Origin of the sequence: Prevotella melaninogenica (assembly GCF_018128065.1) — a bacterium.
Classification (GTDB): Bacteria; Bacteroidota; Bacteroidia; order Bacteroidales; family Bacteroidaceae; genus Prevotella.
Genome location: NZ_CP072359.1, coordinates 1,196,789 through 1,212,489, shown reverse-complemented (window position 1 = coordinate 1,212,489; position 15,701 = coordinate 1,196,789). Strand labels below are relative to the sequence as shown.

The 15,701-nt window shown below is 39.1% G+C and carries 13 protein-coding genes; 5 read left to right on the top strand and 8 right to left on the bottom strand.

Annotated features, from left to right (window positions below):
• Nucleotides 1-37 precede the first annotated feature (37 nt).
• A complete protein-coding gene (locus tag J5A56_RS04910) occupies nt 38-2,212 on the bottom strand; it encodes a tetratricopeptide repeat protein (protein WP_021673114.1) in 2,175 nt (724 codons plus the stop codon).
• Nucleotides 2,213-2,246: 34 nt separating this feature from the next.
• Nucleotides 2,247-3,167, bottom strand: coding sequence for an ABC transporter substrate-binding protein (locus tag J5A56_RS04905; RefSeq protein ID WP_021673115.1), 921 nt, complete (start codon nt 3,165-3,167; stop codon nt 2,247-2,249).
• 63 nt (nt 3,168-3,230) lie between these two features.
• Here J5A56_RS04905 and radA point away from each other — a divergent pair, with 63 nt between their 5' ends.
• Nucleotides 3,231-4,631 carry a DNA repair protein RadA gene (gene radA, locus J5A56_RS04900; protein WP_021673116.1) on the top strand — a complete coding sequence of 467 codons (1,401 nt, stop codon included), beginning with the start codon at nt 3,231-3,233 and terminating at the stop codon, nt 4,629-4,631.
• A gap of 428 nt (nt 4,632-5,059) precedes the next feature.
• On the opposite strand, the gene ribH is transcribed toward radA, so the two are convergent.
• Nucleotides 5,060-5,536, bottom strand: coding sequence for a 6,7-dimethyl-8-ribityllumazine synthase (gene ribH, locus J5A56_RS04895; RefSeq protein WP_021673117.1), 477 nt, complete (start codon nt 5,534-5,536; stop codon nt 5,060-5,062).
• 6 nt (nt 5,537-5,542) lie between these two features.
• A complete protein-coding gene (locus J5A56_RS04890) occupies nt 5,543-6,217 on the bottom strand; it encodes a tetratricopeptide repeat protein (RefSeq protein WP_021673118.1) in 675 nt (224 codons plus the stop codon).
• Between the two features lie 299 nt (nt 6,218-6,516).
• Here J5A56_RS04890 and recF point away from each other — a divergent pair, with 299 nt between their 5' ends.
• Together recF and J5A56_RS04880 are read left to right on the top strand one after the other, a co-directional pair.
• Nucleotides 6,517-7,623 (top strand): DNA replication/repair protein RecF, encoded by a 1,107-nt coding sequence (recF, locus tag J5A56_RS04885; protein ID WP_021673119.1) that lies wholly within the window; start codon nt 6,517-6,519, stop codon nt 7,621-7,623.
• A gap of 3 nt (nt 7,624-7,626) precedes the next feature.
• Nucleotides 7,627-7,917 (top strand): DciA family protein, encoded by a 291-nt coding sequence (locus tag J5A56_RS04880; protein WP_021673120.1) that lies wholly within the window; start codon nt 7,627-7,629, stop codon nt 7,915-7,917.
• Nucleotides 7,918-8,441: 524 nt separating this feature from the next.
• On the opposite strand, the gene dapA is transcribed toward J5A56_RS04880, so the two are convergent.
• The 4 genes from dapA to J5A56_RS04860 form a co-directional block, all read right to left on the bottom strand.
• On the bottom strand, nt 8,442-9,326 hold the full coding sequence (gene dapA, locus J5A56_RS04875) for a 4-hydroxy-tetrahydrodipicolinate synthase (protein ID WP_036920446.1): 885 nt from the start codon (nt 9,324-9,326) through the stop codon (nt 8,442-8,444).
• A 152-nt stretch (nt 9,327-9,478) separates the two neighbouring features.
• The gene (locus J5A56_RS04870; protein ID WP_021673122.1) at nt 9,479-10,405 is read right to left on the bottom strand and encodes an EamA family transporter; all 927 of its coding nucleotides are present in this window, start codon (nt 10,403-10,405) and stop codon (nt 9,479-9,481) included.
• Between the two features lie 10 nt (nt 10,406-10,415).
• The gene (truA, locus tag J5A56_RS04865; protein WP_021673123.1) at nt 10,416-11,177 is read right to left on the bottom strand and encodes a tRNA pseudouridine(38-40) synthase TruA; all 762 of its coding nucleotides are present in this window, start codon (nt 11,175-11,177) and stop codon (nt 10,416-10,418) included.
• A 24-nt stretch (nt 11,178-11,201) separates the two neighbouring features.
• Complete coding sequence (locus J5A56_RS04860; protein ID WP_021673124.1) at nt 11,202-12,746, bottom strand: ComEC/Rec2 family competence protein; 1,545 nt, start codon at nt 12,744-12,746, stop codon at nt 11,202-11,204.
• A 110-nt stretch (nt 12,747-12,856) separates the two neighbouring features.
• Here J5A56_RS04860 and J5A56_RS04855 point away from each other — a divergent pair, with 110 nt between their 5' ends.
• Both J5A56_RS04855 and J5A56_RS04850 read left to right on the top strand, forming a co-directional pair.
• On the top strand, nt 12,857-13,696 hold the full coding sequence (locus tag J5A56_RS04855) for an EFR1 family ferrodoxin (RefSeq protein ID WP_036920493.1): 840 nt from the start codon (nt 12,857-12,859) through the stop codon (nt 13,694-13,696).
• 9 nt (nt 13,697-13,705) lie between these two features.
• Nucleotides 13,706-15,514 carry a M6 family metalloprotease domain-containing protein gene (locus tag J5A56_RS04850; RefSeq protein ID WP_021673126.1) on the top strand — a complete coding sequence of 603 codons (1,809 nt, stop codon included), beginning with the start codon at nt 13,706-13,708 and terminating at the stop codon, nt 15,512-15,514.
• Nucleotides 15,515-15,701 lie beyond the last annotated feature (187 nt).

The following is a 15,701-nucleotide window of genomic DNA, read 5'->3' as shown; positions in this document are numbered from 1 at the left end:
ATAATTAAGTTATTTGAAAATTTAATAGCAGTAATCATTAACCGACTAAACTTAACATCAAGAAGCAATCAGTTTCTGAAATATTATACATTGACAGTGTTTCTTCATCACTTCGGAACTCGTTCAATAACTGTTCTGCACTTTTCCCACTCTTAGCCAACCACTCACGGAACAATGCAACAGCCTTTTGAATATTACCCATAGCCCACTGACAATAGCCTGCATTCAAGTAATCTTCATGTGCTGGATTTGATGTTAGGAGAGTGTCATACAGCTGTGAAGCCTTATCAAGACTATTATCTGATAACATAGCCCATGCAAGAATACGCTTCACATTCATATCATCAGGATATTGATAGTCAAGACGGAACAGTTCTTCACGCACCTCGCTGGTCCTGCCTAACTTCAAAAGAGCGACACAACGATTCATAGTGTAAGTCTTATGATTAGGTTTCAACTTCAACAACTTAGAATAAACCTCTTCAGCAGTGATATAATCCTCATTATCAAGAGCAGCTCTTGCTTTACCTTTCAACGCCCATTGATTATCAGGCTCAGCTTTCAAAGCATAGTCAAAGAACTGATAAGCAAATTCAGCCTTACCCATATCAATATTCGTATAACCCATTAAAATGGCATATCGTGGATCATCACTCTGAAAGGTGGTCAACAGCTCTGCAAGTTCCATCATTTGCTTATGCTTATACAAATGTAAAGCCAAACGCAGTTTAACATCATCAAGTCCTGTTCCCATAAAGGATTTATAAGTAAAGAAGAAAGTATCTGCAACAAAGTCGCTCTTACCATTATCCTCAAATGGATTGATAAAATCCTTTGCTGTAGGATAAAGACGGAAGAAACGATAGAGGTCTTGTAAGTAGGTACGTCGAATACTGATTGCATCTTCCCTATCATCACTCTCTGCCAAAGGACCTAACGCAACATCAGAGCCCATCACTTCCTTAATATCAGAAGACAATTGACTGATGACTTGCTCTAAAGCAAACGCAAAAGAATATCTATCCGACTCACAGAAATTACTTCTTTCCATGAGTGTATTGAGGAACTTTGTATCACCTAACTTATTTATCACAGAGCGTAAAGCAGGATGATTCAAGTAGAATGGAGTAAACCAATTCACCATATCGCTGAAGAAAGGAAATCGTTTCATCTGGCTAAAACCACCGAAATAGATATCAGACCCTTGTTTCTGCATATCCATCATCTTGCGAACTTTTTCTTCCAACTGCTCCATGCGTTTCTCATCAGCATCTTGATGAAGAATACTTTCTATCGTATCTTCTTCCTTTTCCATGATACCAAGTCGACCAATTGTAAGATTAGAATTGCGCATAATATCTGGCATAATGTCACGCTGTATTTTGTCATTATCCTTCTCTGCATCCTTACTATAGAAGAACTGTATTTGCAACGTTAACAACTCTTTTGTTATAGCAGAAATCTCACAAAGTTTACGCACAATTGCATCTTGTTCTGGGAAGATATCCATCCCCTCGAAGACAGATAACACCCAACCGACCAATGCACGCTGTCTCACATGTTCATCGGTAGCTTTTTGATATACGTTGACAAGTGTCTTCAACTTATTGATATCAAACTGATTCATAGCACCAAGGCTAATTGCGCTAACAATCACTTGTTGATCAGTTGACACAACAGTCGGGGAAAGGAGTAATTCTGTATAGAACGTGCAATCGTCATCTGTCCATTGACAAGACGTCCATAAGGCATTAAAAAGACGATTCATAAACGAATGATGACGTTCATAAAGTTCAGCTGTCTTCTGTTCTCTCGTCTCTTCTGGTTGAAGTGAGAGCATGGCAATGTCTGAAACAAAAGCTTCTAATACCGTACGAATGAAATCATGACTCGTATTGAGATGGTCAATGACTCTAAAAGAGTTAACATATGCACTTACATTCCGGCATCGCCAACTTATCTCAAGGTCGGCAGTAATCCTGTAAAGTCGCTGTAACAACGAACTATAGAGTGATTCACGATGACTATCAGAAAAGCCTCGACCCATAAAGTCTACCATCAACTGATAATCAGTTTTGATAGCCTCAAACTCACCGTGCCCCATAAGTGACGGACGCTGAACATAAAGTTGTTCTAATATCTCAATAGCATTACTCAACCTCTTGTCCATCAAAAAACCTATAGTCTTACTAAGAATCTCCTCTACATTCACTGCCCTACTCCTTTAATTAATTACTATTCATTCCTTACTTACTAATCTTACCGTTACTAAGATAGTTACGTGCCATTATCAAGTCAGCCTTACGAGGTGGACCAATCTTTGTATATTTTATATCAGGTAATGCACGTACAACCGCTTCATCTACCTTCATATACCTCTGAATCAAGGCAGAATAATACTTCACACCATTCTTATTGATTAGCTCAACAGCTTTATTATAGGCATCAGCAAAGACCGCTTCCTCATCTTGACGACGCACTTTATCCATTATAGCTACCACTCCAAGATGCACACCAGCATCCTTTGAGTTAAACAGAGAATTATTATCAGCCGACAAAGCTTTTGTAACTTGTGGCTCAGCAAACCAATAAGCATCAATCTCGTGATTTTGCAACATAGCAAGTCTTACCAATACATCATTGATTTGTACACGGAAGACTTGATACTTAGGTTTAGCCTTCTTCACCACCATATCAGTCAGGAGGTCTGTCCCAGAGTAACGAGTCATAGCAATAATCTTGTCACTAAGGTCAGAAAGCTTCTTTAGCTTTGAGCCTTTGTCAGCAACAAGTTGCCAATTAAGATTCGTATCTGTCAAATAGTGCATTAACACCTTATTTCTATGCTTCAATCGTTCTGTACGAACAAGGTCGCTAAAGGCAGCTTGTACACTTCCCCCAATCATTGCCGTATCACAATCCATCTGCGCATTAAACCTACAAAGTCTAATGTCTACCTTAGCACTATCATATAACAAGCTATCCTTCAGAAGATATGCAGGAAGGCAATCTATCGTTGGCATCACTGCTATCTTATAAGCTTTCTGGTAAGCTTCACGCTCAGCTAATTTCTGAGCTTGCCGTTCAGCTTGTAGTTCTTTATCACTCTTACCACAGCTGACAAGCATTAGCACAGCCAGTATGAGCAGGTAATTAATACGTTTCATATAGTTGCAAAATTAAGAATAAATTTTGTAACTAAGAAAAAACTTATTACTTTTGTCATACTTATGGCAAAGGACAAGATAGCTTTCGTCTGCAGTAATTGTGGACAGGAAAGTCCAAAATGGATTGGCAAGTGTCCCAACTGTGGGCAGTGGAACACTTTTAAGGAGTTCCGTATCGCCGCTGATACGGGTTCACAGGCTGCACGCAATGCCGCAACAACATTACGCAATGCGGCTTCAGGCGGTTCTGTTTCAGCTTTAGCAAATAAGCCACAACGCTTGCGTGACATTTCATCTCACGATGACCCACGTATTAATATGCACGATGGAGAATTAAATCGTGTGTTAGGTGGTGGTTTGGTACCAGGTAGTATCGTTCTGCTTGGTGGCGAACCTGGTATCGGAAAGAGTACACTAACGCTCCAAACGATTCTACACTTAACGCAGCGTGTACTCTATGTCAGCGGTGAGGAAAGTCCACATCAGATAAAGATGCGTGCTGAGAGAATTTCTAAAGATATTTCTGAAAACATCATAATCTTGTCGGAAACATCCTTAGAGCACATCTTTGAGCACATTCGTGACGTACAGCCAGAACTTGTCATCATTGACTCTATCCAGACTATCTCAACCGAAGACGTTGATAGTAGTCCTGGCAGTATCACCCAAGTACGTGAATGTGCATCAGCTCTTTTACGCTTTGCTAAGACAAGTGGAGTCCCAGTTATCCTCATTGGACATATCAATAAAGAGGGAAGCATTGCCGGACCAAAGATATTAGAACATATTGTTGACACTGTGATTCAGTTTGAAGGCGACCAACATTATATGTATCGCATCCTCAGAAGCATTAAGAACCGTTTTGGATCAACCTCAGAACTGGGTATTTATGAAATGGAACAGCACGGACTTCGAGAGGTAAGCAACCCTTCCGAACTCCTGCTTACAGAAGACCATGAGGGATTATCGGGTGTTGCCATCTCAAGTACTATTGAAGGGGCACGCCCCTTCCTTGTTGAGACACAAGCTCTTGTATCATCTGCAGCCTACGGAACTCCACAGCGTTCTGCCACAGGCTTTGACCAACGTCGTCTGAACATGCTTCTCGCTGTATTGGAAAAGCGTGTCGGGTTTAAACTGATGCAGAAGGATGTCTTCCTAAATATCGCAGGTGGATTGCGCGTGACAGATATGGCAATGGACCTCAGTGTCATTGCAGCTGTTCTCTCATCAAATGTTGACACACCAATAGAACAAGGTTGGTGTATGTGTGGTGAAGTTGGACTAAGTGGTGAGGTACGCCCCATCAGCCGTATCGAACAACGTATTGCAGAAGCAGAGAAGTTAGGGTTTAGCCATATTATTATCCCTAAATATAATCTTTCAGGACTTACAGGGAAGTATAGCATACAACTTCACCCTGTAAGAAAGGTTGAGGAAGCTCTTAGAGCATTGTTTGGATGAAACTATAATGATATACATTAATACACGTACCTTCAAAACATATCACACGGCTTTTTGTAATAAAAATTCAGCATCTTATATTCTTAGTGATGCTTAACAGGACTTGAATTAAGGCTCAATTGGGGTTCAATAGATGCCCTTTTGAGGTCTTACTAACGCCCTTTTGAAGTCCAAGTAAGCACCTCTTAAAACAGCACCACGTAACACCTTTATTATAAGCGAGTTACGAAAGCGACGAAAAGAGCGTTTCTTCGCATTATTTTAGTCAAAAAACGAAGACTATATGTAAAATAAATTCAAACGAAAAGACGAAGACAAACTACTCTGCTTTGACCTAACCAGACTGAGAATAGACAAATAAGTAAAGGCAGTAGCTGACGGGAAAACCGTTGCTACTGCCTTTAATATTTTCTTTTTAGGTTATTGCTTTAGAACTTAGCCATCTTAATAGCATCTATCGCACACTCATCACCCTTGTTTCCAAGTCTGCCCCCGCTTCTATCCTTAGCCTGCTGGAGATTGTCAGTTGTGAGAAGACCATAGATAACAGGGATATTTTGTGATGCATTAAGGTGAGCAATACCGTATGTAACACCCTCACAGATATAGTCGAAATGAGGAGTTTCACCCCGAATAACACTTCCAAGAATAATAACAGCATCAAAACCATCGTTCTTGGTCATCATCTGTGCACCATAAATGAGTTCAAAGCTACCAGGAACAGTCTTAATATGAATATTCTCTGGAATAGCACCATGCTTCTCAAGTGTCTTTACTGCACCATCAAGCAAGGCACCAGTAATCTCCGAATTCCACTCAGCCACAACAATACCAAAACACATATTACTTGCGTCAGGTACGCTCTGTGCATCGTAGTTGGATAAATGATGAAGTTCTGTTGCCATGGTTGCTTAGTTAGAAGCACGCTCAATGTACTTGTCAATGTCCTGATAGATAGGAGAGTTGACGTATGTCTTCTTAATATCCTTGTAAATCTCAAGTGCTTCAGCCTTCTTACCTTCGCTCTCAAGGAGGATACCAGCCTTACGCAATGCCAAAGGAGCAATGCTAAGATTGGCATTATCAGCAGCCTCAGCGTTAGCCATCTTAGCAGCCTTCTTGAAGCAATCAACAGCCTTATCATTCTGGTTGTTATTAGCATAGATGTCACCGAGTGCCATCTGAGATGCTGGACTAATCATCTGATCATCAGATGTACTGAACTTCTCAGCATTCTCTAAAGCCTTTGCCCAGTTTGGTTTAGCCTGATGAGCATAGCAAAGAGCAACATAAAGGTTTGCAAGGTTGCCTGCATCTGTGCTACTGTAATCACTCTGTACTTTCTGGAAGCCAGCGAGTGCCTGATCATACTGCTGGTTGTTAAAGAGAGTCTGACTCTTAGCCAACTCTGTGCTTGCCTCTGCCTCACGTGGAGCAGAAATGTAGTTTTTGTAAAGGAAGAAACCAGCTATAGCTACTACGATAGCAATGATGGCGATAAGAAAAGGCTTCTTGTACTTCAAGAATGCAACTTCTGATTTGTTAAGGGTATCTTCGTATGTACCCTGTTCTTTGTTGTTTACCATTTTTATGTTATGATGTTTTTATTTAATTCTAAACTGTAAGGGGTGCATTATAGCGGGACAAAATTAATCAAAAAGTCGCATATATTGAAATTTATCAACGACTTTTTTCTTTTATTGAATGGAAATGAGTTAACTTTGCAGAGAATGAGAAGGAATAAGAGAGAGTTTAATGGTTAATCAGATTAACTCAACATTTTATTCTCTGAACAAAGGATAAGTAATGAATTTATAGTTCAAACATATACAAGAAGTGTTAATTCATATCCATTTCCTTAACATTCAAAGCAATAAATTAAAACATGCAATTAGAGAAACTATCCATTATCAACTATAAGAATATTCAGGCGGCAACGTTAGATTTGTCGGCTAAACTTAACTGTTTTATTGGACATAATGGTGAAGGAAAGACCAATCTGCTTGATGCTGTTTATTATCTTTCTTTCTGTAAGAGTGCTTTTAATCCAAAGGATTCAGAAGTGATGCGCCATGATGCTGATTATTTCGTACTGGAAGGAGATTACACTACGGATGTCGGGGAATATGAACAGGTCTACTGCGGTATGAAGCGGGGCACAAAGAAGCATTTTAAGCGTAACAAGAAAGAATACAAACGACTGTCACAACACATCGGATTAGTGCCTTTGATATTTGTTTCTCCAGCTGACGCAACACTCATTGAAGGAGGAAGTGAGGAGAGAAGAAAGCTGATGGATGTTGTTATATCACAATATGACACACCTTATATAGAATCGCTCAGCCGATACAATAAGGCTTTGCAGCAGCGTAATAGTCTGCTGAAACAAGAGGAAGAACCGGACGCAACACTATTAGAGCTACTCGAGATGCAAATGGCAGAGCATGGCGAGGCTGTCTATAAGAAGCGTGCAGCCTTTGTTGAGGAGCTCACCCCTGTTTTTCAACATATCTATCAGACCATTTGTAATGAACGAGAAGAGGTTTCACTTGAATATGTTTCTCATTGTCAGCGTGGCAACTTATTAGACGTTATTCAGCGTGATAGAGCAAAAGATCGTATCATGGGTTATTCGCTTCATGGCACACATAAGGACGACTTGGTGATGAAACTTGGTGGATATCCTATGAAAAAAGAAGGAAGCCAAGGACAAAACAAAACATACGTGTTGGCTTTGAAGCTTGCACAGTTTGACTTTCTAAGACGTACAGCAGGGAATAACACACCGCTACTATTGCTTGACGATATATTTGACAAACTTGATAGCAGTCGTGTAGAACAGATTGTACGCTTAGTTTCGGGTGATGACTTCGGACAAATCTTCATCACAGATACAAACCGCGACCACTTAGATAAAATATTACAAGGCAGCGGCTTCGACTATAAACTATTCTCTGTAGAAGGTGGAGAAATAAATGAAAGGGAAGGCTAAGCTATGTTCAGACGAAAAGTACAACCATTAGACGACCTCCTCAACCAGTTTCTACGCCAGGAAGGACTTGAGTCACCCCTATTGCAAAAGCGTATTATTGCTGCGTGGGATATTGTAACAGGTGAAACTGTGACTCGTTATACGCAAGAGAAGTTTATTAAAAATCAAACTTTATTTGTCAAGATAATAAACCCAGCCTTACGTGCCAATCTTTGTATGATGCAATCTGACTTGGTCAAAAAACTTAATGCAGCCGTTGGTTCAATGGTTATTACTGAAATAAAAATCTACTAAGATAAATACTTTTATCATAGGAAATAAAAGATATCTATGCAAAGAGAGAATACATTAAACCTTATTATTACTTCTGTTCGCCTTTCAATAATTTACGCTATTTGTAATTGATACAAATCAAGAAACCCAAAATCTAAGAAAAAATAGTTCTAAAATGTTTGGTGTGTGCGCAAACAATGCTTACCTTTGCATCGTCAAAAGACAAATAATAGATTGTTTAGGTTAGTAGTAATAGATTTAGGTTTTTAGTTATTTAGTTTAAGGTAGAACAAAAGAGATTGTTCAAGTAATACAAAATAGGTTTAGTTAAGGTTATTAAAAAGAATTGATTAAGGATAACATTGATGCAAGATGATTGGGGATTGCCGTGAGGCATGAACCAAAATCAAGCATAAACAGAAATTTCATACATGAAATAAAATAGAGCATGGTGGTTTTCCTATCATGCTCTTTTACTTTATGCAAATATAAAAGGGTAGTCCCCTACCCTTCTCTTACATTATAAAATATCAAACTTATTACTTTTAGATTCTCATTCCTTTCAAAATTTCATTCATCTTTTGTTTTGTCTCAATACGTGTTGGAACCAAAGGAAGGCGCAAAACATTCTCTATCATACCCATATCATTCAAAAGTGCCTTACAACCTGCGGGATTACCATCAACGAAGAGAAGCTTATAAAGTTCGGTAAACTGATGATGTATCTTGCGTGCTGGTTCATACTCACCCTTGAATTCCAAACGAATCATACGTGAGAACTCCTTAGGAAGGGCGTTACCAATAACAGAGATAACTCCCACCGCACCGCTCGCTATCATTGGGAAAGTCAAAGCATCATCACCACTGATAACCTCAAAGTGCTTTGGTTTATTCTTTATTATTTCATCAACCTGCTCTAAATTACCAGAAGCTTCTTTAATGGCAACAACATTAGTGAACTCTGAAGCGATGCGAACAGTTGTCTCTGCGGTCATATTTACGCCCACTCGTCCAGGCACATTATACAAAACAATAGGAAGTGGACTTGCTTTCGCAATAGCCTTAAAATGCTGATAAAGTCCCTCTTGGCTTGGCTTATTATAATAAGGACAGATGCTAAGAATACCATCAATACCACTCCAATCAGTCGTTTTGATTTCTTCTACAACAGCAGCCGTATTATTTCCACCACAATATTTCAGGATAGGTACACGCCCATTCACAACTCTTTTGACGACAGCTGTCAATTCGTTCTTTTCTTCACGTGACAGGCAAGGAGCTTCACCCGTAGTAGCAAGAATGCAGAAGAAGTCTGCACCATTGTCCAAATGGTAATTTACCAAATTCACAAGTGCCTCATAATCAATACTAAAATCTTCCTTAAAAGGAGTTATCAATGCTATACCTAATCCATGAAATATATTCTGCATAGTAATTATCATCTTTTAAGAGACTTACCATAATGACTCCTCGGGGAGTTAATGCACAGTCCCATTCATATTAAACGCTCATTGTGCGTCTACCAATATCGTTGCAAATATAGCAAATATTTATCAATAACCAAAGACTTTTACTCTTAATCTTAACGTGAGCCAATCCATAGAAAAATCATTCCAAGGAGAACGAAACATAAGTCGACTGCTTTTGCCTTTAGGTTCTTCTCTCTAAATAATACTGCCCCACATAAAAAGGATATGAGAACGGAGCCACGACGCACCATTGAGACAATAGATATCATTGCACCTGGTAATGAGAGTGCGTAGAAATAGGCAAAGTCTGCCATTGATAGAAAAATAGAAATGAGCAAGATTGACCACTTCCATGAGAAACAGGCTGTATGCTCTACTTTCTTACACTGATTAAAGACATAGACAAGCAGAACCACACCCATCATCATACATTGATAGATATTATACCAACTCTGTGCCATCATACGATCGAGCCCTACTCCACCATTCTCTGGACTTGCCATCAGATATTTATCAAGCAGACCACTGCATGTACCCATCACAGCTGCCAAAACCAAAAAGAATATCCATTTATTGTGCTTGAAGTCTATGCCCTCTTTCTTACCGCTTCTTGCCAATAGAAACAGGGAAATAATAGCCAAACTAACACCTATCCATTGCCAAGTATTAAGACGTTCACCAAAGACAAGCATTGCACCAACAAGTGTCATAACTGGACGTGTGGCATTTATCGGACCAACTATCGTCAAAGGTAGCTGTGCTATCGCAAAATAACCGAACACCCAAGAAAGCAATACAATAATGCTCTTTAGTATAATCCATCGATGCATCTCCCATCCACCTGAACCGACATAAAAGATACTGGAGTCGAGAATATGGGTATATTGTGACAATAATATCAACGGAAGGAAGATTGCAGAACAGAAAAGTGTATTGAGGAAGAGCACAGGTATCACATCATTTCCACGAAGAGAATACTTCTTCGATGTATCATAAAGTCCCAACAATGTTGCTGAAATGAAAGCCAAAAGAATCCACATAAGCGCCTTTCTAATACTTTACTTCCCAAAGGAAAAGTGCGTTACCTGGCATACTCTCACCTGCATCGCTTCGTGTTCCTCCATCTACAATCTTCTTAAAATCATCTAACGAAAGGCGACCTCGCCCTACTTCAACCAATGTACCAACGACAGCACGTACCATATTGCGTAAGAATCGGTTAGCTGTTATTACAAAACACCAATTCGTGACAGTATTATCAATTGGCAAAGCAAATTCTTCATTTGCAGGAACCCATCGCGCTTCGGTAAGATTACAGATAGTTGTTTTAACGTCTGCTCCTGTCTTACAGAAACATTTAAAATCTTTCTCGCCTATCAAATAAGCTGCAGCCTCATTCATATTATCAAAGTCTAAAGCATATCGAAGCTCACACGAATACTGTCGTGAGAATGGTTGTTTTCCTGTATAGACATAATAATGATAAGTACGTGAGGCAGCAGAGAAACGTGCATGTAAGTCTTCTGTGACAGGTTTTATCTTGCTTACAGATACATCTCGTGGTAAGAGTCGATTCACTTTATATACCAGCTGCTCACAGTCAAACGACTGTTCGGTATCAAAGTGTGCAACCATCATTCTGGCATGAACACCTGCATCAGTACGTCCTGCACCTGTAACGGCAATCGTTTCTCTTAGTATTGTAGACAAAGAGTGCTCCAATACTTCCTGAACAGAAATTCCATTGGGTTGAATCTGCCAGCCATGATAGGCTGTGCCATCGTATGAAAGGGTGATAAAATATCGTTGCATAACTATCTGCAAAGGTACAAATAATTACTTAAACTCTATCTTCCCTGCTAAAAAACTCCACAAGATCCATACAGCCATCAGCATGAAATAGTATATAAAAAGCTGTAAGAAGCTTATGTGTACACTCTCTATACTTGCGTAAGGTAGACTCGCAAGCCAATGAAGAGAGGTATTCAAAGTTTCTGTTATAACACAGATAAACTTTCCAATAAAGGATGACAAAGAAGGGAAAGAGCTAAGAAGTAATAGGCAGAACGATGCTGACACTATTACCATTGTGCATGGAACTGCAATAAGACTACTAACAGCAAAGAGCATAGAAACCCTCCCGAAATAGTAAGCTATCAAAGGTGCTGTTCCCAATTGTACAGCTAAAGATACGGCAATCATTCCCCATATCCATCTTACAACCACAAGACTCTTCTTTTGTTTCAAAGGTATTAATTCATAAATGAGCGGATAGAACAGAAGAATTGCCCATACAGAGATAAAGGATAGTTGAAAACCTATATCATAAAGATTATAAGGGTTACTTACAAGCATGATGATAGCGGTTAGCGCTAATGTGTTAACAGAAAGTCTATCTCTATTCAAAAGCGTTACAAAAGAGTAGATAGTCAACATCAATGCAGAACGAACGACTGAAGAAGACATACCCACTAAAACAACATAAGACCAAAGAATCAAAAGGATTAAAAGTTCGCTCAATCCTCTTCTAAACACTCTCGGCAGTATGCGTTCACACCAACTCATCAAGAATAAAAGCAAACCATATAAGATGGTTAAATGTAAACCAGACAAAGCTAAGACATGACTTGCACCTGTTATTGAGTAATCTTCCTTCACATCTCTATTAATCAACTGCTTATCACCAAGCGTCATTGCAGTTACTATAGCCAAATGGGTACTATCAAGATTGCTTTCTAAGACCTTCATTAACTTCTCCCTATATCCTGCTGCCGCTAAAGATGTACGTTGAAGAAAACTCATCTGGTGAAGATTCACTTTTGCTTTCTGCCATTGATTATAGAAAATAAAGGTCTCTGCGGAATAACCATGTAGCTTTAACCATCGTGCATAATCAAAGGTAGCATCAGAGAAGTTCATAGGCTTTTCAAGGTAGGCAGTTGCTTTAATTCCATCACCGAGATGTAGTGTTTGATAACGATTTATTATTGTGTCACGAAGGATTGAAGCCCTGACTTTCATTGTTTCGCTTTCAGTCATAACCATTAAATCCATCTGTATGACTTTACCATGGACGATGGGATTACTAAGAAGAACCGCCTTAAAGGTTATTTGCGTTTCTGGTAACTGTACATTCGTAGCATGTTGCTTCATCGAAACAAAGGAGCCACCAATAAAAAAGATGGTAAAGAGCAATAACAAACTTTGCAAATACTTTTTCTTCCATACGACAAAGGTAATGACACCCATACAGACTGCCATTATCCACCACAATGTAGAATTTATATCTTCTCCCAAAGCATCACCAACAGCAATACCCAACACCAAAGGTAAGAGCAACTTTACCGAGGGATACATCAGTAAGTCCATTTTCTTCTTCACAGCATTAATGTTTCAAGTATTCATTGCAAATGTATGAAAAAGAACTGAAAAACCACAACATTGCACTTCTTTATCTTGCAAGATTTACAAAATATCAGTACCTTTGTCACATGATATTCTACTTTTCTGGTACAGGTAATAGCAAATGGGCTGCAAAAACATTGGCTTTAGAAACTGACGAGACACTTGTTTCAATCCCAGAAGTAATCAAAAGCGATTGTTCTTTTACATTGGAAAAGGATGAACACGTAGGTTTCATCTTTCCTATACACGGATGGAGAGTTCCGAGTATTGTAAAAGAATTTATAACTAAATTATCAATAAAGACTGAAGAGGAAGACACTTCCCTCATCAAACATTATTGTTTCTGTCTGGTTACAGCTGGAGATTCTATTGGTAAGGCTATGGACCGTTTCCTGAAGCAACTAAGAACAGTTGCAGTTGGTGACTCACTTTCACTCAAGGCGGTATATTCTTTGATTATGCCAGAGTCATACGTTGGTTTGCCAGGTATGGATGTAGACACAAAAGAGAAAGAATTAGAGAAAAAAGGACTTGCTTCAGAGCAGTTAAAAGAATTCTCCAAGATCCTCAAACAGCGTCCTTACACGGATAACGAGCAGATATGGGGTTGGAAGGAACTCAAAAGAGGTCCTATACCATCGTTCTTTTCTGGTCCTGTAGGAGGGTTCTTTGAACGCTTCCTCATCACAGACAAACCCTTTCATGTAGACAGTCGTCGATGTGTGAAGTGTGGTATCTGTGCTAACGTTTGCCCCGTTGATGACATCAAAGGCAGCTTAGGGTATGAGCCAGAATGGTTACACACTGGTAAATGTCTCACCTGCTTCTCGTGTTATCACCACTGTCCACACCATGCGATTGAGTTTGGTAAACGTACACAGAACAAAGGACAATATTTCTATAACAGATTAAACAAACAAAGTTAAGCAAAGAATATGATTAAACAATTAAAACAACTATCTCTTATTGTATGTCTAATGCTTTGTTCCCTTACTACTTGGGCAGCAAAGGCAGAATCTATACCTGTACAAGTAAGACAGGCTGATGGCACTGTTATTACTGTCATTTTGCGTGGTGATGAACATATCAACTGGTACACAACACTTGATGGCGTATTGCTTGTACAAGGCGAGGACAACAACTATTATATTGGTAAAGTAGAGAAAAGTGGCAAACTTGTTGCAACCAAACAACTTGCACATGAGGCAGTATCTCGTTCACAAGCAGAGCGTAACTTAATCGCTAAGCAAGATAAAGAGAAGTTCTTTGCTTACGTTAATAAGATTGCTGAAGAATCAGAAAATACATACAACAACGCTCCACTTACTCGTGGTCCTATCATAGATTCAGGTTCTTATGGAGCTCCTTATTTTCCACACACAGGAAGTCCCAAGGCATTAGTGATACTCGCAGAGTTCCAAGATACAACCTTTACTATTCAGAACACAAAGGAAGTGTTTACAAACTATTTGATGAATGAAGGTCATTTCGAGGATTCCAGCTATGGTCAGAAGCAAAACTATAAAGGTGTACGTGGCTATTTCAAGGATTGTAGCTATGGAAAGTTCACCCCTGTCTTTGACGTTGTAGGACCTATCAAGTTACCAAAAGCACATGCCATCTATGGTGCTGGTAAAAATGACAGAATGGACTTACTGTTTACTGATGCTTGTAGTGCTGTTGATGGAATGGTAAACTTTGCAGATTATGATGCAAACAATGATGGTATCGTTGACTTGGTTTATATAATCTACGCTGGACACTCTGCCAATATTACTGGTAATAAAGTAACTGACATTTGGCCAAAATCAGGAACTGTTACTATTTTAAACAAATTTGATGGAAAAAGTATTCGCCGCTATGGTGTTAGTAATGAACTTGCAGGTTTAGAAAATAAAACAAAAGACAAGGAAACTATTAATGGCATTGGGTTATTCTGCCATGAGTTCTCTCATACACTTGGACTTCCTGACATATATGCTTATCAAACTGATGCGGAAAACCAAGATGACCAAGGTATGGAATTTTGGGACATCATGGATGGTGGAACAGGTATCAAGGGTGGACGTGTACCAGCCTCTTATCTTGCTTGGGAGCGTGAAGTAATGGGGTGGATGAATATTGATGAACTCAAAAAAGACATCACCATTAACAATCTAAAAAGTATCGACAATGGTGGAAAAGCATATAAAATTGTCAATAGCAAAGACCAAAATGAGTACATCGTATTACAGAGTATGCAGAAAGGTCCTTGGAACCAAGGCTGGGGAGATGGCACATACGGAAAAGGGTTGTTTGTCTATCGTATTTCATACCCTTTTGGCAAAGTAAATGTCTTTGATTATCCGAACAATGTAAAAGGTAAACCACGTGTAATCCCTATCCCTGCTGATGGTAAAATATTAGCAGCTGCCAATGCTGGAGGAAAACTAAATGTATATACTGCTCAACTCAATGGCGATCCTTATCCTTATAACAGCATAAATAAGATAGACAAATTTACGATGTATGATGGCACGATACTAAAGTGGTCTATTTATGATATTGTAGAGAACGATGCAGAACGCTATGTTAGTTTTAAATTTAAGAATAACGAAACAACTGGCATTCAATCACCTTCAATCATTGAAAGAAGAACTTCTGACAACCGTATCTATACCCTTGACGGACGATATGTAGGCACAGATACCACTATCTTACCTCACGGTATTTACATTCAGAACAATAAGAAGTTTGTGAAATAATACGAACTTTCGAACAATCGTAACCATCCGGTATTCGCCGTATTGACACTTTTTAAAACCCTTATATGACTGGTTTCATATAGGGGTTTTATGCTATTTAGACTATACACCGTTATTTATAGTTCATGAGCAGTAGTTTTTTTGCACAAAGGTAGGAACTATGTGAGATAAATGAGAGACGACTAAT